The sequence below is a fragment of the Kitasatospora sp. MBT63 genome (genome assembly GCF_000710465.2).
Classification (GTDB): domain Bacteria; phylum Actinomycetota; class Actinomycetes; order Streptomycetales; family Streptomycetaceae; genus Kitasatospora.
Genome location: NZ_JAIZ01000512.1, coordinates 1 through 21,111, shown reverse-complemented (window position 1 = coordinate 21,111; position 21,111 = coordinate 1). Strand labels below are relative to the sequence as shown.

Here is a 21,111-nt window from a genome sequence, read left to right as displayed (position 1 = left end):
GCGCGGCGGCCGCGGCGGGACGGGCGTCCGCCCGCAGCAGCGGCAGCGAGAGCTGGGCCAGGCCGCCGGCCGCCAGCAGCAGCGCGGCGCGCCGGGACACCACGGGCCGCCCGTCCCCGGACCGCGGGGGCAGGTTGGTCACCAGCTGTTCCGGCGCGCCGCTCAGACCCGTACCACCCCGGAGACGGGCATCGCGTTGACGCTCTCGTAGCGGACCCGGGCGCCCGGGTACGGCGCGTGCACGACCACGCCGCCGCCGGCGTACATGCCGACGTGGTGCATGTCGTTGTAGAAGATCACGAGGTCTCCGGGCCGTGCTTCGCCGAGGCTGATCCGCTGCCCCGCGAAGGCCTGCGCCTGCGAGGTGCGGGGCAGGGTCACTCCGGCCTGCCGCCAGCTCCAGTACATCAGACCGGAGCAGTCGAACGTACGGGGGCCGGTCGACCCGTACACGTACGGCGATCCGATCTTGCTCACGGCGGCGGCCAGCGCGGCGGCGGCCCGGCCGGAGGAGGGCGGCTGGTCGCCGAGGTCGATCCGGTCGGTCCCGCGGGTGGCGCGCTGCTCGGCGGCCCGGGCGTCGTCGGCGACCATCCTGGCCCGCTCGGCGGAGCCGAGGCTGTTCAGCAGCCGCTGGGCCTTGGCGAGCCGGCCGCGGACCTCCGACCTGCTCTGCGCCAGCGCGCGCCGGACCTCCTCCAGCTCGGCGAGCTTGGCGCCGACCTCGGAGCGGCGCTGGTCGAGCCGGCGCTGGCGGTCGAGCACCAGGCGCAGGGTGTCGTTCTGCCGCTGGGCGGCCTGGTCCAGCGCCCTGGCCCCGGCCAGGTACGCGTCGGGGTCGGAGTCGAGCATCAGCCGGACGCCGGGGTCCATCCCGCCGGCCCGGTACTCGGCGCCGGCCAGTGCGGCGAGGTCCTGCCGGAGCCGGTTGAGGTCCTCCTGGCCGGTGGCGACCTGGTCCTGCAGGGCCGAGGTCTCGCTCTGCAGCCGCTGCTGGTACTCCTGGGCGGCCTCGAACCTCTGGCTGGCCTGCTCGGCCTCGTCGTAGAGCCGGTCGACCTGGGCCTTGACGTCCTGCTTGGCGACCGGCTCGGCGGGCGGCCCGGGCAGCGCCCGGGCGCTGCCTGCGACCGTCACACCGAGGGCGGTGGTGGTCGCGGCCGTGACGGCCAGCGCGCGGGCGAGCCGCCGGACGCCCGGCAGTTGGGGACGGCGGTGCACGGTCATGCTGCGGCGACTCCCGTTCCTCGGGCCGGGCCACCGCCGCCGCCCCGGGCGGGGGCGGCCGTCCTCGCGGAGGTCCGGGGGCAGACGTTAGCGAGTCACGGCGATCTAGTCCAAACCCCTCCAGTAGCGAATATTTGACCACTAATCGGACACCTGGCCCAACGCCGCGAAGCCCCGCAGGCCCGGGGCACGACGACGCCGGCCCGGCGCTCACGGGGAGCGCCGGGCCGGCGGACGAACAGCACGGACCGCGTCAGGGGCGGACGATCGCGTTGATCGGGCTCATGGTCGCCGTCTCGTAGCGCACCACGGCACCGGTGTGCGGGGCGTGGATGACCTGGCCGTTGCCCACGTACAGCGCGACGTGGCTGGCGCTGCTGTTGTAGATGATCAGGTCGCCCGGCAGGGCGCTGGCGATGTTGGTGCCGACGTTGGTCCCGGCACTGCGCTGCTCCTGCGAGGTCCGCGGCAGCGACACGCCGGCCTGCGCGTAGGCCCACTTCATCAGGCCCGAGCAGTCGAAGCTGTCGGGGCCGGCCGCGCCGTAGGAGTACGGCGTACCGAGCTTGGACTGGGCGGCCGCGATGGCGGCGGCGGCGTGCGAGCCGGCCGGCACGTTGACGGCCACGTCGGTGCGGGCCGCGTCGCGGGAGGCCCGCTCGGTGCTCTGACCGCCGGTCGCCTTGGCCTTCGCGTCGGCGGCGGCCTTGGCCTCGGCCGCGGCGAGCTCGTCGCGCTCCTTCTGGGTGAGCGAGTCGAGCAGGTTCCGGGCCTGGGCCAGCTTGCCCTGGATCTCCTCCTTGTCGGCCTGCAGCCGCTGGGTGGTGGAGTCCAGCTCGGCGAGCTTCTGCTCGGCCTCGGCCTTCTGCTGGTCGAGCTTGGCCTGCTCGCCCTTGAAGGACTTCAGCACGTCGGCCTGGGTGCTGCCGACCTGGTTCATCGCCCCGGCCTGGCCGAGGAAGGAGTCCGGGCTGGCCGAGAGCATCAGCTGCACGGTCTGCGGGATCCCGCCGGTGCGGTACTGCTCGGCGGCGATCTCACCCAGGCTGCCCTGAATGGTGCTCACCTCGGCCTGCTGCCGCGCGACCTGGTCCTGGAGCTGGGAGACCTGCTTCTGCAGCCCCTGCTCCTTCTCGACCGCGGCGTTGTACTCCTCGGTCTTGACCTCGGCCTGCTCGTTGAGCGTGTCGACCTGCTGCTTGACCTGGTCCTTGCTGGGGGCCGGGTCGGCGTGCGCGCCGGCCTGCGAGGACAGCGCCACCGCGGTGGCGGCGGCAGCCGTCAGGATCGAGACACGGGCCCGGCCGGCGGGCTTGGGACGACGATGGGACGCCACGAAGGCGGACTCCTTCTCCCTCACACCGCCTACCGGGTGAGCTGACGGGTTCGGGCCGGAAGAGACGCCCTACGACGCCTCACCGGCCACCCGTCCGGCACGCGAACCTCCGCGCGCCGCCGCAGCGGCCGACCTGGCGCCGATTCACCCCGAGGAACGTGGTTCCCCGGCTCCGATCGACAGCGACCCCCGTCGGGGGCTTCCCCGTGGGCAGTCGAACTGCCCAGCTGCGTCTCGGACTCGGCGGCGACCACCGTTGCCACCCGGGTTGGATGGACGACTGGGCGGCGGTCCGTGGGATGACCCTAGTAACCCATCCGTGATCCGTTCAAATCGTTGTCAGAAAAAAGTCGTAATTCTGGCTAAGTTCGATTGTGATTACGACCGACAGTGACGGTACATCTACGCTCGGCCGATAAGTATTACGAATATGGCCGGATAATGGGACACCCGGACGTGTCGGAGATCACAGCGCGATCTCGACCCGTCCGGGCGTCCATGGAGAGCTGTAGCGGCGTCAGTTGATCCCGAGTGACGCCGAATGTCCGATATGGGACAGGGTGTCAGACCCGGCGGATCGTCTTGATCGGCATCGCGTCGGCCTTCATCACCTTCACCACGTCACCGGTGTGCGGGGCGTGCACCACCAGGCCGTTGCCGATGTACATCCCGACGTGGTGCGCGTCGCTGTGGTAGATGACCAGGTCGCCGGGCTGGGCGTTGGCGATGTTGGTGCCGACGTTGACGCCGACCGTGGCCTGGCTCTGCGAGGTGCGCGGCAGCGAGACGCCGGCCTTGGCGTAGGCCCAGACCATCAGGCCGGAGCAGTCGAAGCTGCTCGGGCCGGTGGCGCCCCAGACGTACGGCGAACCCTGCTTGCTCATCGCGGCCGCGACCGCGGCCGCGGCGTAACCGCTGGCCGGGGGAAGGTTGCTGAGGTCGAACCGGGAGTCGCTGCGGGAGGCCTTGTCACCGAGCACGGCGGCCCGGTCGGCGGCGCTCAGCTGGTTGAGCAGCTTCTGCGCGTCCTGGAGCTTGGACTGCACCTCGGCCTTGGCGTCGTTCAGCGCCTGGGTGGAGCGGTCCAGCTCGGCGAGGACGGTCGCGGCCTCCTGCTTCTGCTGGTCCAGCCGGCGCTGCTGGTCCTTCAGCGACTTCAGGGTGTCCGCCTGGGTGCTGGCGGCCTGCTCGAAGCTGGAGGCCTGGGCGAGGTAGCCGTCCGGGTCCGCGGAGAGCATCAGCTGCATCGACGGGTCCACGCCGCCGGAGCGGTACTCCTGCCCGGCCACCGCGGCCAGCCCGGCGGCCAGCTCGGTCATCTGGCCCTGGCCGCGGGCGACCTGGTCCTGGAGCTGGTCGGCCTGCTTGCGCAGCTGGTCGGCCCGCTCCTTGGCGCCGTTGTAGCGCTCGGCGGCCTGCTCCTGCTCGTCGAGCAGCTTGTCGACCTGTGCCTTGACCTCGTCCTTGTTCGGCTTGGCGGGCGCCGCGTGGGCGCTGACCTGGGCGGACAGGGCGACCGCGGTCGCTGCGGCAGCGGTCAGCACGGTCACCCGCGCACGGCTCGGCTGCTTAGGACGGCGGTGGGAGGCCAAGGGGGTAGCTCCTTCTTCCTGCTGGACTCACCCGAACGAGCGAAAGTCCGGAATATAGGTTTGACGCCAGACCCTAGTGAAGATCAAGCTCCGGCGCCACTCCCCTATCGGAACGAACTTCCTACCCGCCAGGGCCGTTCACGCCGCCGACACATCCCGGCCACGCACGGGTGACGGGCGCTCAGCCCGATTGACGCCCGGGAGCCCCCGGACACCCGCCCGGGAGCCCTCGCACCCACCGGAAGGGGACGCTACGCCCGGGCCAGCCGGTTCAGCAGCAGGACCGAGGCCACCGGGCGCGCACCGGCCTTGCGCACGCCCTCCGCGACCTCCTTGTCGGTGGACACCACCACCACCGGACGCCCTTGCGGCTCCGCCCGGACCAGGCGGCGGATCAGCTCGTCCGCGGTCTCCCCGGTCCGGCTGAACCGCACCCGCACGCCCCGCGGCGGCGCCATCATCACCGGAACGTCCAGGTCCTGCCCGTCGAACACGCAGGTCACCTCGGCCTGGGTGCGCTGCGCCAGCATCGCCAGCCCGCCGAGCAGCCGCATCCGCTGCTGCTCCAGCGGCAGCGCCGGGTAGCCGGACTTGGTCACGTTGTAACCGTCCACCACCAGGTGGACCTGCGGGATCGCCAGCAGCTGGTCCAGCAGCGCCGGGTCGTCCTCGGCCAGCCCGCGCCTGGCCACGTCGTTCGGCGAGGCGGAGACCGGGGCCACCGCGTCCACCAGGTCCGCCGGGCGCAGCTGCGCGACCGGCAGCGCCAACTCCCGCTGCAGTCCCTGCGCGGACTGCAGCACGGTGTCCAGCAGCAGCCGCAGCCGCATGTCCTCCACACTGCGGCCCTCGCGCGCGGAGCGGCGGCCGGCCTCGACGGCGGCCTCCAGCTCAGTGATCCGATGCTTCAGCCGGCGCGCCTCGCTCTCGGCCGCGCTGCGCTCGGTCGTCCCGGCCGCCCGCAGCGCCTCCAGCTCACCGTGCAGCTTGCGGCTCTCGGCCTGCGCCCGCCGGGTGTCGCTCTCCAGGCTGCGGACCCGCTTGCGCAGCGACTCGGCCTCCTTGCGGACGCCCTCCGACTCGGCCCGCTGGCGCTCCAGGTCGGCCCGGGCGGTGGCGCGCACCTCGGACAGCTCCTCCTGGAGCTTCTCGACCAGCCGGGCGGCCTCCGCGGCGGCGCCCTCGGCCCCGGCCCGCTCGACCTCCTCGCCGGCCTCCACGACCACCCGGGTCCAGCCGGCCGTCCGCAGCAGGTAGGCGCCGGCGGCCACGTCCATCGGGTCGGCCGCGCCGGGCACGGTGCCCGACTCCAGGGACCGCACCAGGTCGGGCTGGCCGAGGCGGAGGCGGTCGGCTATCCGCAGCCGGAACACCGGGTCCGCCTCCAGCGCGGCGGCCAGCGCGGTCCCGGCGTACTTGGCCCGCCGGGCGGGGGTGAACTTCGCGTACTGGCGCAGCGAGGCGGGCAGGTCGGCGGCGGGGATGCCGCCGAGCGCGTCGGCCGCCAGGCCGACCACCCGGCGGCGGACACCCTCGGGCAGCGGGCGGTCCAGGTGCTCGGTTGCCTCGGCCCCCCCGGGCGCCTCGTCGGCCGCGGTCCCGGCCGAGGGCGTGCTGCCGTCCGTGCCGGGAACCGCCGGGTCCGTGCCGGGAAGCGCCGGGTCCGTGCCGGGGAGCGCCGGGTCCGCGGCGGGCTGCTGCCCCTGCGGCTCGGCGGGCCCCCTCGCTGCGTCCACCACGTCCTCGGCTCCGATCCTGGTCCGGCGGGGTCCGTACGGCCGTCTGCCGCTGCCCCGGAACTCACCGCTCTCTGCAATTGTCCCGTCTACCGTGCCCCACCGACAGCACGCCACACATCGGCGGCGGCCGGCCCGGGGCCCGGGGTCAGGCGCCGGGGTGCTCCCCGGCCGGGTCGGCGGCGCCCGCGTCACCGGTCCCGGCGGCGGCCTCCTCGGCACCCGGACGGGCCACCAGTTCGACCTGGTCGACGGCGTTGCACCAGCGGCAGCGCACCGACTCCAGGGTCTCGCTGAGCACCTCGGTCTCCTCCACCTTCGACTCGCCGGCCAGGTCGAAGTGCAGGTACTCGACCACCCGGGCGGAGCGCGTCACGTCGAAACGGGTCAGGTTGCCGCACAGGGTGCAGCGCCAGCGGGTCTCGGCGGTGGGGGCGGCGATGCTCATCGGCGGTCCTCTCGGATGATCCGGTTCCGGGCGCACCAGCCTATTGCCTGGGCCCCCGCGCCCCGCCACCGGTCTCAGGTCCGGCACTCACCCGCTCGCAGTAGCCGCCGGTGTCGCGGGCGGCCCGGCGAGGAATGCTCCCCGGATGGCCCTTCCCGTACTCGACCAGGCGCCCCCGCCGTCGGCCGCCGCGGCCACCCGCCCGCCGCTGGTCACCTTCGGCCTGATCGCGCTGAGCGCCGTGGTCCTGCTGCTCGGCCCGAGCTTCGGCCTCAACCCGGCGTACGGCACCGGCACCGACCGGGTCTGCGCCGAGCAGCGGTACGAGCAGCGCTGGGGCGCGGTGCCGGCCGAGCTGATCGGGCGGCACCCGCTGACCGCCGGTCAGCTGGCCGCTCTGCCACCCGCGACGGACGGCTGCACGCTGCTGCCCGACCCCGGCAAGAGCCCCGCGCTGTCGGTGCTGACCTCGCTGTTCGTGCACGCGGGCTGGCTGCACCTGGTGGGCAACATGCTGTTCCTGTTCGTCTTCGGCCCGGGGGTGGAGGAGCGGCTCGGCCGGATCCGCTTCCTGCTCTGCTACCTGGCGGTCGGCTACCTGGCGACCTACGGCTACGCGCTCGCGGAGTCCGGGTCCCCGGACGCGGTCCGGGCCCTGGTCGGGGCCTCCGGGGCGATCGCCGGGGTTCTCGGCGCCTACCTGCGGCTGTTCCCGCGGGCCAGGGTCACCACGCTGGTGCCGGTGCTGCTGTTCCTGCCGCTGCGGTTCCCTGCCTGGGCGGTGCTGGGCCTGTGGTTCGCGCTGCAGTGGTGGTCGGTGCGGGCGGGCGGCTCCGGCGTGGCGTACCTGGTGCACGTGATCGGCTTCTCGGCCGGGTGGCTGTCCGCCTGGGCCTGGTGTGCGCGGGGCAGCAGACGCCCCACCTGACGGCGGATACGCTGGGCCCGTCCCCTTCACACAGGAGCCAGCGTGATCACCGCGATCGTCCTCATCAAGACCAGCGTCGACCGGATCCCCGAGATCGCCGAGGCGATCGCCGCGATCGAGGGCGTCAGCGAGGTCTACTCGGTCACCGGCACCCACGACCTGGTGGCCATGGTGCGGGTCCGGCAGCACGAGGACCTGGCCGAGGTGATCCCCGGCCAGGTCAACAAGGTCCCCGGGGTGGAGCACACGGAGACCCACATCGCCTTCCGTACCTACTCCCAGCACGACCTGGAGGCCGCGTTCGCGCTCGGCCTGGAGTAGCCCGGGTGCGCCCGCGGCGGCGGTCTCAGGGCCGGCGGGTGTCGGCGACGCAGCGGCCGCCCTCGTTGCGGTAGGTCCACCGGGCGCCGTCGGCGACCAGCTCGCGGACGGCGCCGAGGAAGCGCTCCAGGTGCTCGTCCGGGGTGCCGGCGCCGAAGCTGACCCGGATCGCGTTGAGGCTGCGCTCGCCGGGCAGCGAGGCCTCGGGCGCACCGCACTCGGACGGCGTCGCCTCCTGCCCGCCGAGCAGGGTCCGCACCAGCGGGTGCGCACAGAACAGGCCGTCCCGCACCCCGATCCCGTACTCGGCGGAGAGCGCGGCCGAGAAGTGCGAGCTGTTCCAGCCCTCCACCACGAACGAGAGCACGCCGACCCGGGCGGCGTCCGTCCCGAACAGGCTGAGCACCTTGACCTCGGGGATCCCGGCGAGCCCGGCCTTGAGCCGCTCGATCAGCTGCTCCTCGCGGGCCTGCAGCGCGTCGAACCCGGCCTCGGTGAGCGCCCGGCAGGCGGAGGCGATGGCGTAGGCGCCGATCACGTTGGGCGAGCCGGCCTCGTGCCGGGACGGGCCCGAGTGCCACTCCACCGCCACCGAGCCGTCCGCCTCGCGGGCGACGGTCCGGCTGGCGCCGCCGCCGGCCAGGTACGGCTCGGCCGCGTCCAGCCAGTCGCTGCGGCCGGCCAGCACCCCGGCGCCGAACGGCGCGTACAGCTTGTGGCCCGAGAAGGCGATCCAGTCGACGTCCAGGTCGCGGACCGAGACCCGGTGGTGCGGGGCGAGCTGGGCGGCGTCCAGCACGACCCGGGCGCCGTGGCGGTGGGCGACCTTGGTCAGCTCGGCGACCGGCCACAGCTCGCCGGTGACGTTGGAGGCGCCGGTGACGCAGAGCAGCTTCGGGCCGTCACCGGCCTCGGCGAGCGCGGCCTCCAGCGCGGCGACCGCCTCGGCGTGCGAGCGCGGTGCCCGCAGGTAGCCGACGGTGATCCCGGCCCGGCGCCAGGGCAGCAGGGAGGCGTGGTGCTCGGTCTCGAAGGCGTACACCCGGGTGCCGGCCGGCACCGCGGCGGCCAGCAGGTTGAGCGAGTCGGTGGTGGCCCGGGTGAAGACCACCTGGTCGCCCTCGCGCAGGTCGAGGAAGTCGGCGACGGTACGGCGGCTCTGCTCGAACAGGTCGGTGGACAGCTGCGACAGGTAGCCGGCGCCGCGGTGCACGCTGCCGTAGTAGGGGGCGTAGGCGGCGACGTCGTCCCAGACCCGCTGCAGGGCGGGGGCGCTGGCGGCGTAGTCGAGCGCGGCGTAGGTGACCTTCTCGCCGCTGACGAGCGGGACCTGGACGTCGTGGCCGAGGACGGCGAGCGGGGTGGTGAGGCCGGTGGCGCAGAGGTCGGTGGAAAGGGTCACGGGATGCACTCCTCCTGGGGAAAGGACCCCGGGAGTGCGATGCCCGGAAGTCCGCGCTTGCCACGCGGACGGATCGCCGAGTGGCCCGGTCCTCACCCAGGGCACCCCGCCACGGACGGAGGGTTGCCGGACAGCAAGCTGGGGCTTGTCGCTGTCACTCATGACCTGGCACGGACTCTAGGCCAGCTTCCGGAGAGTGGTCAAACACCGTTCCGGCATCCGGACGGGCGAGGGGCCCGCGGCGCCTCGGCACCACGGGCCCCTCGCCGGTGGACGGTCAGCCGCGGGTGGTCGCCTCCACCCAGCGCTTGAGGGTCGCCTCGGCCGCGCCGGAGTCGATCGCGGCGGCGGTCCGCTCCATGCCGGCGGCCAGCTGCTCGGCCAGCGGCGCACCGGTCAGGTCCAGCGCGACCAGCGCGGCGGCGGCGTTCAGCAGGACCGCGTCGCGGACCGGGCCGCGCTCGCCGGCCAGCAGCCGCCGGACCACCGCGGCGTTGTACTCGGGGTCGCCGCCGCGCAGCGCCTCCAGGCCGACCGGCTCGATCCCGACGTCCCTCGGGTCGAAGCCGCTCACGGCCACCTGGCCGCCACTGACCAGCCAGATCCGGGAGGTGGTGGAGATGGTCAGCTCGTCCAGGCCGTCGTCGCCGCGGAAGACCAGGGCGGTGGAGCCGCGGCGGGCCAGCACGCCGGCGATCAGCCCCGCCAGCCGGGTGTCGAAGCAGCCGATGGCGTGCGCGGTGACCTTGGCGGGGTTGGTGAGCGGGCCGAGGATGTTGAACGCGGTCGGCACGCCCAGGTCGCGGCGGGCCTGGGCGGCGTGCCGCATCGCGGGGTGGAACTTGGCCGCGAAGCAGAAGGTCAGACCGGTCTCCTCGGCCACCTCGGCGACCCGGCGGGCGCTCAGGTCCAGCCGGATGCCGAGCCGCTCCAGCACGTCCGAGGAGCCGCTGGCGGAGGAGGCGGCCCGGTTGCCGTGCTTGACCACCTTGGCCCCGGCCGCCGCCGCGACGATCGCCGACATGGTGGAGATGTTGACGGTCTTGGCCCGGTCGCCGCCGGTGCCGACGATGTCCACCGCCGGGCCGGGGATGTGCAGCGGCTCGGCGTGCTCGTACATCGCGTCGACCAGGCCGGAGACCTCGTCGACCGTCTCGCCCTTGGCCCGCAGGGCCACCATGAAGCCGGCCACCTGAACCGGGGTGGCCTCGCCGGTCATGATCCGGTCCATCGCCCAGGCCGCGTCGGCCTGGCCAAGGTCCTCCCCCTTCAGCAGCGCGCTCAGGACGTCCGGCCAGGTGCGGACCACCTGCGCGGGGTCGTCGCCGCCGTTCGCAGGGTGCACGTTCACCATGGCTGACTCCAGCTCTCGATCGGTACGTCGTCATCGGGTCGGAGCCAGCCTAGCGAGCGGCGCGGCGCCCGCGCCGGAATGTCCGGACGGCTTCTCTCCTGGTGAGACGACCGGTCGGGCGGAGCCCGCCGGATCAGCGGTGGGCGGGGGTGCGCCGGGCCACCCGGGCCCGCAGCAGGGTGGCCGCGGCCTCGGCCAGCGCCACCGGGTCCACCGGGTGCGAGACGGCGGCGTCGGCCCGGCTCCAGGCGGCGAGCCAGGCGTCCTGCGGGCGTCCGATCACCACCAGCACCGGCGGGCAGCCGTAGATCTCATCCTTCAGCTGGCGGCCGAGGCCGAGCCCGCCGGCCGGCACCGCCTCGCCGTCCAGCACGCAGAGGTCGACCCCGCCCTTCTCCAGGGCGCGCAGCACCGCCGGGGTGGTCGCGCACTCCAGGTACTCGATCTCCGGGAGGTCGGCCGCGGGCCGGCGGCCGAGTGCCAGGGTCACCTGCTCGCGGGTGTTGCGGTCGTCGCTGTAGACGAGAACGGTGAGCGTCTCGTCGGTCGTGTGCGCCATGGGCCCTGCTCCCGGGTGCTCGTCCCCATTAATAGGTGTCGTGCATGTCGGCTCCGCGCGGCCGGTGTGATCCGGACCACGTTCACCCCGGATGCTACTCCGGCCCACCCGTCGTGGTGAGCCCCTGACGCGATCTCGCTCAAGCCGCCGCGCGCGGCACTCACTCTCCCGGGTGTACCTGCGTCACCCTCTCCGCCGCGGACCACCCGGACGGCTCTGCCGCTACACCCCCGCCGGTCCGGGCGCGGCAGGGGACACGCGGAGCAGACGGGTGGCCGGACCCGTCAGGGGCCCACCGAACAACCGTCAGAAATCGGACAATGCCCAGCGAGCGGCACCCGCGCGCCGCCCGGCCGAGCCCATCGGGGCATACCGCACGCACCGGACACTCCGAGGGAGACCCCCCGACGTGAAGACGGAATAAGGGACCGACATAATGTCCGTCGTGGCGACAGCAACAGCAACAGAAACCGGACACGCGCACGGAGCGGTCAACAGGCCGAACCTGGTCAGCGTCGGAACCATTGTCTGGCTGAGCTCGGAGCTGATGTTCTTCGCGGCCCTGTTCGCGATGTACTTCACGCTCCGCTCGGTCAAGGGCTCGGAGTTCTGGACCGAGAAGGCGAGCGCCCTCAACGTCCCGTTCTCCTCGGTGAACACCACGATCCTGGTGCTCTCCTCCCTCACCTGCCAGCTCGGCGTCTTCGCCGCCGAGCGCGGTGACGTGAAGAAGCTCCGGTCGTGGTTCACCATCACCTTCGTGATGGGCGCGATCTTCATCGGTGGTCAGATCTTCGAGTACACCGAGCTGGTGAAGAAGGACGGGCTCTCGCTCTCCTCCGACCCGTACGGCACGGTGTTCTACCTCACCACCGGCTTCCACGGTCTGCACGTGACGGGTGGTCTGATCGCCTTCCTGCTGGTCCTGGGACGGACGTACGCAGCCAAGCGGTTCACGCACGAGCAGGCCACCGCCGCGATCGTGGTGTCGTACTACTGGCACTTCGTCGACGTCGTGTGGATCGGCCTGTTCGCGACCATCTACCTGATCAAGTAACCAGCTGATCAGGTCGCTGGCCGCCGGCCGGAGACCGGGCCCGCCCGCGGACCCCGCACCGACCCGACCGCGCGTCCCCTTGCCCGGCCTGAGCAGCCGAGGCACCTGGACGCAGCCACCAGCCGACCAGATCCTGACACCGGGGTTATTCCGTGAAAAAGCTCTCCGCACGACGGCGCCACCCACTGGCGGCGCTGGTCGTCCTACTTCTCGCCCTGGCGGCCACCGGGGGGCTGTACGCCGCTTTCGCGCCGGCCGAGAAGGCCCAGGCCGACACCTCCGCGCAGTCCCTGGCCATCGACGAGGGCAAGAAGCTCTTCGCCGTGGGCTGCTCCTCCTGCCACGGCCTGAACGGCCAGGGCAGCTCCGACGGCCCGAGCCTGGTCGGCGTCGGTTCGGCCGCCGTGGACTTCCAGGTCGGCACGGGTCGGATGCCCGCGCAGCAGCCCGGTGCCCAGGTCCCGTCGAAGAAGAACATCTACAGCCAGACCCAGATCGACCAGATGGCCGCCTTCGTGGCCTCGCTCGGCCCCGGCCCGGTGATCCCGACCGAGGAGCAGTACACGGCCACGGACGCCAACGCCGTCGCCAAGGGCGGCGAGCTGTTCCGCACCAACTGCGCCCAGTGCCACAACTTCGCCGGCCAGGGCGGTGCCCTCACCAAGGGCAAGTACGCCCCGTCGCTGGACGGTGTCGACCCGAAGCACATCTACGAGGCCATGCAGACCGGCCCGCAGAACATGCCGTCGTTCCCCGACACCACCATGCCGGAGGAGCAGAAGAAGCAGATCGTGGCCTTCGTCCGCCACACCACCAACGATGAGCCCAACCCCGGCGGTCTGGCCCTGGGCAGCCTCGGTCCGGTGACCGAGGGCCTGTTCGGCTGGATCTTCGGCCTCGGCGCGCTCATCGCGGTCGCGATCTGGGTCGCCGCCCACACCACCAAGGCCAAGAAGTCATGAGCCACGACATCTCTGAAGAGAACCTGCCGGAGTCGCACGGCGACTCCCACGGCCACGCGGTCGCCGTCCACGACGACCCGTTCGCCGACCCGGGCCTGCCGGTCCACGAGCCGCGTCGCACCGACATCGACGAGCGGGCCGCCAAGCGGGCCGAGCGCCAGGTGTCGCTGATGTTCGTGGTCTCGATGCTCGCGACGATCGGCTTCATCGCCTCGTACGTCGTGCTCGACATCGACAAGATCGTCTACATCTTCCCGCTGGGTCACGTCAGCGCGCTGAACTTCGCGCTCGGCCTGACCCTCGGTGTGGCGCTCTTCTGCATCGGCGCCGGCGCGGTCCACTGGGCCCGCACGCTGATGTCGGACCACGAGCTGCCGGCCGAGCGTCACCCGATCGAGGCCGACGACGAGGTCCGTGCGGACGTCATCGAGCAGTTCAGGACCGGCGCCGCCGAGTCCGGCTTCGGCCGCCGCAAGATGATCCGCAACACCCTGATCGGCTCGATGGCCATGGTGCCGCTGTCCGGTGTCGTGCTGCTGCGCGACCTCGGTCCGATGCCGCAGCAGAAGCTGAACCACACCGGCTGGGAGGCCGCGACGGTCCAGAAGCCGCTGCAGCTGATCAACATGAACACCAACGAGCCCATGAAGCCCGAGGACGTCCTCGTCGGCTCGCTGACCTTCGCCAAGCCCGAGGGCCTGGAGGAGGACGCGGAGGACTTCCAGGTCCAGATCGCCAAGGACGCCCTGATGCTCATCCGGATCGCTCCGGAGGACATCAAGGACAGCACCTCGCGCGACAAGGGCTTCGAGGGGATCCTCGCCTACTCGAAGATCTGCACCCACGTCGGCTGCCCGATCAGCCTGTACGAGCAGCAGACCCACCACGCGCTGTGCCCCTGCCACCAGTCGACCTTCGACCTGGCGGACGGCGCCCGCGTCATCTTCGGCCCGGCCGGTCACCCGCTCCCGCAGCTGAAGATCACCACTGACGAGCAGGGCTTCCTGGTCGCCACCGGCGACTTCGACGAGCCCGTCGGTCCGAGCTTCTGGGAGCGCAAGCGATGAGCAGCACGAGCGGCGCGACCACCAGCGCGTCCAAGCCGGCGAGCACCCGCGCCAAGCCCGCCAACAAGGGCGAGGCGGCCGTGGACTGGGTGGACGGCCGGCTGGGGATCTACACCCTCGCCAAGTCCAACCTGCGGAAGATCTTCCCGGACCACTGGTCCTTCATGCTCGGCGAGATCTGCCTCTACAGCTTCGTCATCATCATCCTCACGGGTGTGTACCTGACGCTGTTCTTCAAGCCGAGCATGGCCGAGGTCGTCTACCACGGTCCGTACACCCCGCTCGAGGGCATCCGGATGTCCGAGGCGTACGCCTCGACCATGAACATCAGCTTCGAGATCCGCGGCGGTCTGCTGATCCGCCAGATCCACCACTGGGCCGCGCTGGTCTTCGTGGCGGCGATGCTCGTGCACATGATGCGCGTCTTCTTCACCGGCGCGTTCCGCAAGCCCCGCGAGATCAACTGGGTCTTCGGCTTCCTGCTGCTCGTGCTCGGCATGTTCGACGGGTTCTTCGGTTACTCGCTCCCCGACGACCTGCTGTCGGGCACCGGCATCCGGTTCATGGAGGGCGCGATCCTGGCGGTGCCGATCGTCGGCACCTACATCCAGATGTTCCTGTTCGGCGGCCAGTTCCCGGGCACCGACATCGTGCCGCGGTTCTTCACCATCCACGTGCTGCTCATCCCGGGCATCATGCTGGGCCTGCTGGTGGCGCACCTGATCCTGGTCTTCTACCACAAGCACACCCAGTGGGCGGGCCCGGGCAAGACCGAGAAGAACGTCGTCGGCATGCCGCTGATGCCGGTCTACATGGCCAAGGCCGGTGGCTTCTTCTTCCTGGTCTTCGGCGTCATCTCGGCCATCTCGGCGATCGCCACGATCAACCCGATCTGGGCGTACGGCCCGTACCGTCCGGACCAGGTGTCGACCGACGCCCAGCCCGACTGGTACATGGGCTTCTCCGAGGGCCTGATCCGCGTCATGCCGGGCTGGGAGATCTCGGTCTGGGGTGGCCACACCCTCAACCTGGGCGTGATGATCCCGCTGGCGATCTTCCCGATGGTGCTGGTCGCGATCGCGGTCTACCCGTTCATCGAGGGCTGGATCACCGGTGACAAGCGCGAGCACCACATCCTGGACCGTCCGCGCAACGCCCCGGTCCGCACCGCGCTCGGCGCGGCCTGGATCAGCCTGTACCTGGTGCTGCTGGTCGGTGGTGGCAACGACCTGTTCGCGACCCACTTCCACCTGTCGCTGAACTCCATCACGTACTTCGTGCGGGTCGGGTTCTTCGTGGTGCCGGTCGTCGTCTTCTTCATCACCAAGCGCTGGTGCCTCGGCCTGCAGCGCCGGGACAAGGAGAAGGTGCTGCACGGTCGCGAGAGCGGCATCATCAAGCGCCTGCCGCACGGTGAGTTCGTCGAGGTCCACACGCCGCTGGCGGCCAAGGACCTGCACACCCTCACCGCGCACGACCAGCCGCAGCCGGTCGAGCTCCCCGCGGAGACCGACGAGAACGGTGTCGCCCGCAAGGCCGGCGTGCTGGCCAAGACCCGGGCCAAGCTCTCCGAGGGCTTCTACGGCGAGGGCGCCCAGATCGCCAAGCCGACGGCCGAGGAGTTCCGCGAGATCGAGAGCGGCCACGGCCACCACTGATCCCGCCTGACCCGATCGCCACCGTACGAGGGCCCCTGCGCACCGCGCGCAGGGGCCCTCGTCGTCGCCGTCCACGGGGCACAATGGTGCCTGCCCCAACGAACCGTCAGGAGCGTCCGTGCAGCTGTCCGTCGACCACGACTCCGCCGTCCCGCCGTACGAGCAGGTCCGGGCCCGGATCGCCGAGCTGGCCCGCGCCGGGGAGCTGCCGGTCGGTCTGAAGCTGCCCACCGTACGGGCCCTGGCCGAGCAGCTGGGCCTGGCCGCCAACACGGTGGCGCGCGCGTACCGGGAGCTGGAGTCGGACGGGGTGGTGGAGACGCACGGCCGGCGCGGCACCCTGATCGCCGCCGCCGGGGACACCGCGCACCGGCTGACGGCCGCCGCGGCCGCCGAGTACGCCCGGCACGCGCTGCGGCTCGGGGTCTCCGAGGAGGAGGCGCTGGCAGCGGCGACGGGCGCGCTCGCCCTGGTGTACGGGGAGCGCGCCCGGCAGCGGGCCTGACGGCGGCGTCACATCGGTGGCGTCCCGCCCGTGGTGTCACACCTGCGGGGTCAGGCCGCCCCAGCTCTGGGCCGGTCCGCCGTCGGGCGAGCCGGAGGTGGTGACCGGCTTGCCGAGGGCGCTGTGCTTGACCCAGTCGTCCCAGCTGACGTTCCAGTCACCGAAGCCGTTGCCGAACGGCTCCATCGGGTCGCCCAGGCTGTTGACCACCTGGACGATGTCACCCACCCGGGTGTTCTCGAAGAACCAGTGGGCGTTCTCGGTACTCATACCGGTACAGCCGTGGCTGACGTTGGCCACCCCCTGCGAGCCGACCGACCAGGGCGCGGCGTGCACGTACTCGCCGCTCCACGTCACCCGGGTGGCCCACATGACCTGGAGGTCGTAGGACTCCGCGCTGCCGGCGGCTATGCCTATGCTCTCGCCGCTCATCCGGACCTGGGACTCCTGCCCCAGCACCACCTTGATGCCGTTGCGGGTGGAGAAGCCCGGCTTGCCGGTGGTCACGGGGAGGGTCTTCACCAGTTCGCCGTTGCGTTTGAAGGTCATCTGGTGGCTGCCGGCGTCGACCAGGGCCTCGACCCGGTCGCCGGTGCGCAGGCTGAGGCTGCTGGGGTCGCCGCCGTACAGGCCGTCCGCGATCCGCACACCGGCCGCGTCGAAGGTCAGCTGGACCTTGGCGTTGGCGGGCCAGTACTCCTGCGGACGGAAGTGCAGGTTCTGGTCGTCCACCCAGTACCAGCCGCCGGTGGCGGCGGGCTCGGAGCGGACGGTGAGGCTGCGCTCGATCTCCTGGCGCGCCGCCGGGTCCTTGACCGGGGCGGAGAGCTTCACGGTGAGCGGCTGGCCGACGCCGTAGATGCCGCTGCCGGAGGAGTCCGGGCCCAGCTGGGCGGTGAGCAGGTTCTGCGCCGTCAGGGTGGTGAAGGCGGTGGTGGTCAGGCCCCGGCCGCCCCGGCCGTTGTCGGCCGCCACCTGGACGGCGTAGTGGGTGCCGGCCCTGAGCCGGCCGGTGGTCTGCCAGCTGGCCTGGTCGTCGGCCAGCTTCCCGGCGACCTGCTTGCCGTCGGGCCCGGTCACGGTGACGTCGGTGAGCCGGCTGCCCGGCTCCGCGGTGACCGTGTACGGCTTGGACGGGTCGACATTGGTGTCGGCCGTGGCGTGGATCAGGGGGGCGGCGTCCACCGTCGAGAAGGTGGTGGTGTCCTTGGTTCCGCCTGCTGACGAACAGGCCGCGACCGGCACCAGGAGCAGTATCGCGGCGGCGGCGGTCCGCCCGTTCGTGTGTCTCCGACTGCGGCCCATTGCGGCCTCCGAGCTCTTGAGACGATTACTCGGAGCGTAGGAAGCACCCGGAAGGACGGCACCCCGGCGCCGGGCCCGTTGCCCCACCCGGGTGACGGGGTGCAAGGGGGGAAAGGGGCGGCGAACGGGCCGGGGAGGGGCCGGAGAAGGGCCCGGGAGAGCGCCGGGAAAGAGCACGGGCCGGACACCCCCGAAGGGATGCCCGGCCCGGGCCGGAGCGGGAGGACCTACTGGTTCTGGTTCTCGCCCCGGTAGAACTCGAAGACCCAGCCGTACAGGCCGATCAGGATGACCGGGATCGACCAGTAGAGCAGCCACCAGCCGAAGATCACGCCCAGGAAGGCCAGCGCACCGCCGACCGCCAGGGAGAGCGGCTGCCAGCTGTGCGGGGCGAAGAAGCCCACGTCACCGGCGTCGTCGGCGACCTCGGCCTCCGGGTTGTCACCCGGGCCCGCGTCCACCCGCTTGGCCGTGAAGGCCAGGTAGTAGCCGATGAAGGCGCACAGCGAGAAGGCCAGGAACAGCGCGGTGGTACCGGCCGGCTCCTTGGACCACAGACCGTACGTGATGGCCATCGCCAGGATGAAGACGGCGAAGCCGATGAAGATCTTGCCCTGCTCCTTCATCAGGCGTCACCCTCCTTCTTGCCCTTGCCCAGCGGGGGGCGGTCGTACTGCGCGGGGGTCACGCCGGCGAAGTGCTTGGCGTGCTCGCCGTGGTTCTCCAGGTAGTCCAGCGCGGCGATCTCCGGGTAGTGGAGGTCGAACGCCGGGGATTCGGAGCGGATCCGCGGCAGGGTGAGGAAGTTGTGCCGCGGCGGCGGGCAGGAGGTCGCCCACTCCAGCGAGCGGCCGTAGCCCCACGGGTCGTCCACGTCGACCTTCTCGCCGTACTTGGCGGTCTTCCAGACGTTGTAGAGGAACGGCAGGATCGACAGGCCGAGCAGGAACGAGCCGATGGTGGAGACGGTGTTCAGGGTGGTGAAGCCGTCCGAGGCGAGGTAGTCCGCGTAGCGGCGGGGCATGCCCTCGGCGCCGAGCCAGTGCTGGACCAGGAAGGTGGCGTGGAAGCCGATGAACAGCGTCCAGAAGCAGATCTTGCCGAGCGTCTCGTCCAGCATCTTGCCGGTCATCTTCGGCCACCAGAAGTGGAAGCCGGCGAACATCGCGAAGACGACGGTGCCGAAGACCACGTAGTGGAAGTGGGCGACGACGAAGTACGAGTCCGAGACGTGGAAGTCGATCGGCGGGGAGGCGAGCAGCACACCGGTCAGACCACCGAAGAGGAAGGTGACCAGGAAGCCGACCGTCCAGAGCATCGGGGTCTCGAAGCTCAGCGAGCCCTTCCACATGGTGCCGACCCAGTTGAAGAACTTCACACCGGTCGGGACCGCGATCAGGAAGGTCATGAAGGAGAAGAACGGCAGCAGCACCTGGCCGGTGACGTACATGTGGTGGGCCCACACCGTCACGGACAGACCGGCGATCGCGATGGTGGCCGCGATCAGGCCGGAGTAGCCGAACATCGGCTTGCGGCTGAAGACCGGGATGATCTCCGACACGATGCCGAAGAACGGCAGCGCGATGATGTACACCTCGGGGTGGCCGAAGAACCAGAACAGGTGCTGCCAGAGCATCGCCCCGCCGTTGGCCGGGTCGAAGACGTGTGCTCCGAACTTCCGATCCGCCTCCAGCGCGAAGAGCGCGGCGGCGAGGACCGGGAAGGCCAGCAGGACCAGCACGGCGGTCAGCAGGACGTTCCAGACGAAGATCGACATCCGGAACATCGTCATGCCGGGCGCGCGCATGCAGATGATCGTGGTGATGAAGTTGACCGCACCGAGGATGGTGCCGAAGCCGGAGAAGGCCAGACCCATGATCCACATGTCGGCGCCGATGCCCGGGGAGCGGACGGCGTCGGACAGCGGGGAGTAGGCGAACCAGCCGAAGTCGGCGGCACCCTGCGGGGTGATGAAGCCGGCCACCGCGATGATCGAGCCGAACAGGTAGAGCCAGTAGGCGAACATGTTCAGCCGCGGGAACGCGACGTCGGGGGCGCCGATCTGGAGCGGCATGATCCAGTTCGCGAAGCCCGCGAAGAGCGGGGTGGCGAACATCAGCAGCATGATCGTGCCGTGCATGGTGAACGCCTGGTTGAACTGCTCGTTCGACAGGATCTGCGTCCCGGGACGGGCGAGCTCGGCGCGCATGACCAGGGCGAGGATGCCACCGATCAGGAAGAACGCGAACGACGTACCCAGGTACATCGTGCCGATCGTCTTGTGGTCAGTGGTGGTGAGCCACTTGATGATGGTGGAACCCGGCTTGCGGGTGCGCGTGGCACCGCCGGCCGTGACGGCCCCGGCGCCCCCGCCGGCCGCGGCGGGCTCGTTGAGGATGGTCACTCTGATTCACTTCCCAGGGTCGTGATGCCCGAGGGCACCGCGCCGGTCTGGCCCTTGGCCCGCAGCTCCTTGAGGTGCTGCTCGTACGCGTCGTGGGAGACGACCTTCACGTTGAAGAGCATCCGCGAGTGGTCGACGCCACACAGCTCGGCGCACTTGCCCCGGTAGGTGCCCTCGGCGGTCGGGGTGACCTCGAAGGCGTTGACCACGCCGGGCACGACGTCCTGCTTCATCAGGAAGTTGATCGGCCAGAAGTCGTGGATGACGTCCCGCGAGGTGAGGACGAACTTCACCGACTCGTTGACCGGCAGCCACAGCGTCGGCGGCTCCTGCGGGGTACCGACGTCGTACGCGGCGGTGGTGCTCGCCGGGTCCGGGTTCTCGGTGTTCTCGTAGTTGAACGCCCAGCTCCACTGGAAGCCCACCACGTTGACCGTGTGCTGGGGCTTGGCGGAGGTGGAGGTCAGCGTCGCCTCGTCGCGGGCGACGAAGTAGAAGAGCACCGAGACGATGACAAGGGGGACCGCGGTGTACAGCGCCTCGATGGGCACGTTGTACCGGGTCTGAGCCGGGATCTCCACCTTGGTGCGGCTGCGCCGGTGGAAGATCACGCTCCAGAGGATCAGACCCCACATCAGTGCGCCCACTGCCAGCGCCGCGATCCACGAGCCCTGCCACATGTGGAGGACCAGGGGTCCTTCCTCGGTGACGGGGGTGGGGAGGCCAAGCCTGGGGAGGTCGTTGGCCGAGCAGCCGGTGGCGGACGCGATGACGAGGCCCAGTGCCAGCGCCTGAGGCAGCTTCCGCCGCATCGTGCGCCGCGGCGAGCGGTCGGAGCCGTTGGGACTCACGTAGCGCCTTCCCGAAGTCTCGCCCGCGAACGCGCCACCCTGAGCTGGAGCCTTGGCTCCCCCGGCGGCCCGGCCACGGGCACGGTTTGAATGCTTATGCGGGCCAAACGCTACTGCATCCTTATGCGCCACTCACGAGCAGCCCCCGGTAACGCGCCGCCCGGCTACCCGATCAGGCCCCGAAGGGGTGGACCCGCAGGTCATCGCAGGCATCCGAGGGTTGCACACCCGATCGGGCGACGGCACTGCGACACACGGGTGACGGACCGTCGGACGGGGACGAACCAGGCAAAAGGGAAGCACCACCCCTGCGAAGCGGAGTGTCGCGCGCCGGTCCGCGCGCCGGGGCCGGGCGCCGTTGCCTGCCGCCGGGGCCGGGGGCCGGGGCCGCGGCCGGTC

At 71.3% G+C, this 21,111-nt stretch carries 19 protein-coding genes and 2 riboswitches; of the genes, 7 read left to right on the top strand and 12 right to left on the bottom strand.

Translation table 11 applies throughout. The annotated features are described in order from the left end of the window. Nucleotides 1–162: 162 nt before the first annotated feature. The 5 genes from AA75_RS27340 to AA75_RS27320 all read right to left on the bottom strand — a co-directional run bounded on the left by AA75_RS27340 (nt 163) and on the right by AA75_RS27320 (nt 6,339). Nucleotides 163–1,227 (bottom strand): C40 family peptidase, encoded by a 1,065-nt coding sequence (locus tag AA75_RS27340; protein ID WP_033822937.1) that lies wholly within the window; start codon nt 1,225–1,227, stop codon nt 163–165. 253 nt (nt 1,228–1,480) lie between these two features. Next, complete coding sequence (locus AA75_RS27335; protein WP_033822936.1) at nt 1,481–2,563, bottom strand: C40 family peptidase; 1,083 nt, start codon at nt 2,561–2,563, stop codon at nt 1,481–1,483. A gap of 10 nt (nt 2,564–2,573) precedes the next feature. Then, a riboswitch (cyclic di-AMP (ydaO/yuaA leader) is annotated at nt 2,574–2,758 on the bottom strand. A 368-nt stretch (nt 2,759–3,126) separates the two neighbouring features. Further along, nucleotides 3,127–4,155, bottom strand: coding sequence for a C40 family peptidase (locus tag AA75_RS27330; protein ID WP_082526864.1), 1,029 nt, complete (start codon nt 4,153–4,155; stop codon nt 3,127–3,129). A 251-nt stretch (nt 4,156–4,406) separates the two neighbouring features. Further along, nucleotides 4,407–5,708 (bottom strand): NYN domain-containing protein, encoded by a 1,302-nt coding sequence (locus tag AA75_RS27325; RefSeq protein WP_033822940.1) that lies wholly within the window; start codon nt 5,706–5,708, stop codon nt 4,407–4,409. A 331-nt stretch (nt 5,709–6,039) separates the two neighbouring features. Next, nucleotides 6,040–6,339, bottom strand: coding sequence for a hypothetical protein (locus AA75_RS27320; protein ID WP_051813470.1), 300 nt, complete (start codon nt 6,337–6,339; stop codon nt 6,040–6,042). 145 nt (nt 6,340–6,484) lie between these two features. Between AA75_RS27320 and AA75_RS27315 the strand changes: the two genes are divergently transcribed. Beyond that, complete coding sequence (locus AA75_RS27315; protein ID WP_033822935.1) at nt 6,485–7,267, top strand: rhomboid family intramembrane serine protease; 783 nt, start codon at nt 6,485–6,487, stop codon at nt 7,265–7,267. Between the two features lie 42 nt (nt 7,268–7,309). Continuing rightward, the gene (locus AA75_RS27310) at nt 7,310–7,588 is read left to right on the top strand and encodes an Lrp/AsnC ligand binding domain-containing protein (RefSeq protein ID WP_033822934.1); all 279 of its coding nucleotides are present in this window, start codon (nt 7,310–7,312) and stop codon (nt 7,586–7,588) included. 25 nt (nt 7,589–7,613) lie between these two features. Here the strand turns inward: AA75_RS27310 and AA75_RS27305 are convergent, their stop codons facing one another. The 3 genes from AA75_RS27305 to AA75_RS27295 all read right to left on the bottom strand — a co-directional run bounded on the left by AA75_RS27305 (nt 7,614) and on the right by AA75_RS27295 (nt 10,903). Further along, a complete protein-coding gene (locus tag AA75_RS27305; RefSeq protein ID WP_033822933.1) occupies nt 7,614–8,990 on the bottom strand; it encodes an aminotransferase class V-fold PLP-dependent enzyme in 1,377 nt (458 codons plus the stop codon). A gap of 48 nt (nt 8,991–9,038) precedes the next feature. Continuing rightward, nucleotides 9,039–9,156: riboswitch (SAM riboswitch) on the bottom strand. Nucleotides 9,157–9,267: 111 nt separating this feature from the next. Continuing rightward, nucleotides 9,268–10,344, bottom strand: coding sequence for an anthranilate phosphoribosyltransferase (trpD, locus tag AA75_RS27300; protein ID WP_033822932.1), 1,077 nt, complete (start codon nt 10,342–10,344; stop codon nt 9,268–9,270). A gap of 133 nt (nt 10,345–10,477) precedes the next feature. Continuing rightward, nucleotides 10,478–10,903: a hypothetical protein gene (locus AA75_RS27295; protein ID WP_033822931.1), complete on the bottom strand. Its 426-nt coding sequence runs from the start codon at nt 10,901–10,903 to the stop codon at nt 10,478–10,480. Between the two features lie 436 nt (nt 10,904–11,339). On the opposite strand from AA75_RS27295, the gene AA75_RS27290 reads away from it, so the two are divergent. The 5 genes from AA75_RS27290 (at nt 11,340) to AA75_RS27270 (ending at nt 16,152) form a co-directional block, all read left to right on the top strand. Next, the gene (locus AA75_RS27290) at nt 11,340–11,960 is read left to right on the top strand and encodes a heme-copper oxidase subunit III (RefSeq protein WP_033822930.1); all 621 of its coding nucleotides are present in this window, start codon (nt 11,340–11,342) and stop codon (nt 11,958–11,960) included. Nucleotides 11,961–12,112: 152 nt separating this feature from the next. Continuing rightward, complete coding sequence (locus AA75_RS27285) at nt 12,113–12,922, top strand: c-type cytochrome (protein ID WP_033822929.1); 810 nt, start codon at nt 12,113–12,115, stop codon at nt 12,920–12,922. Then, nucleotides 12,919–13,989, top strand: a complete 1,071-nt coding sequence (locus tag AA75_RS27280; protein ID WP_033822928.1) for a ubiquinol-cytochrome c reductase iron-sulfur subunit — start codon at nt 12,919–12,921, stop codon at nt 13,987–13,989. Before AA75_RS27285 ends, AA75_RS27280 begins: the two co-directional genes overlap by 4 nt. Beyond that, nucleotides 13,986–15,647 (top strand): ubiquinol-cytochrome c reductase cytochrome b subunit, encoded by a 1,662-nt coding sequence (locus AA75_RS27275; protein WP_033822927.1) that lies wholly within the window; start codon nt 13,986–13,988, stop codon nt 15,645–15,647. The genes AA75_RS27280 and AA75_RS27275 overlap by 4 nt, the downstream gene beginning before the upstream one ends. 118 nt (nt 15,648–15,765) lie before the next feature. Next, the gene (locus AA75_RS27270; RefSeq protein ID WP_033822926.1) at nt 15,766–16,152 is read left to right on the top strand and encodes a GntR family transcriptional regulator; all 387 of its coding nucleotides are present in this window, start codon (nt 15,766–15,768) and stop codon (nt 16,150–16,152) included. Nucleotides 16,153–16,188: 36 nt separating this feature from the next. Here AA75_RS27270 and AA75_RS27265 read toward each other — a convergent pair whose 3' ends face one another. From AA75_RS27265 to coxB, 4 genes are all read right to left on the bottom strand, one after another. Continuing rightward, entirely contained in the window at nt 16,189–17,457 is a 1,269-nt protein-coding gene (locus AA75_RS27265; RefSeq protein WP_051813469.1) for an Ig-like domain-containing protein, read from the bottom strand. A gap of 227 nt (nt 17,458–17,684) precedes the next feature. Next, nucleotides 17,685–18,083: a cytochrome c oxidase subunit 4 gene (locus AA75_RS27260; protein WP_033822925.1), complete on the bottom strand. Its 399-nt coding sequence runs from the start codon at nt 18,081–18,083 to the stop codon at nt 17,685–17,687. Further along, a complete protein-coding gene (gene ctaD, locus AA75_RS27255) occupies nt 18,083–19,768 on the bottom strand; it encodes a cytochrome c oxidase subunit I (RefSeq protein WP_233289210.1) in 1,686 nt (561 codons plus the stop codon). The genes AA75_RS27260 and ctaD overlap by 1 nt, the downstream gene beginning before the upstream one ends. A gap of 89 nt (nt 19,769–19,857) precedes the next feature. Continuing rightward, nucleotides 19,858–20,712, bottom strand: coding sequence for a cytochrome c oxidase subunit II (coxB, locus tag AA75_RS27250; RefSeq protein WP_033822923.1), 855 nt, complete (start codon nt 20,710–20,712; stop codon nt 19,858–19,860). Nucleotides 20,713–21,111: the final 399 nt, after the last annotated feature.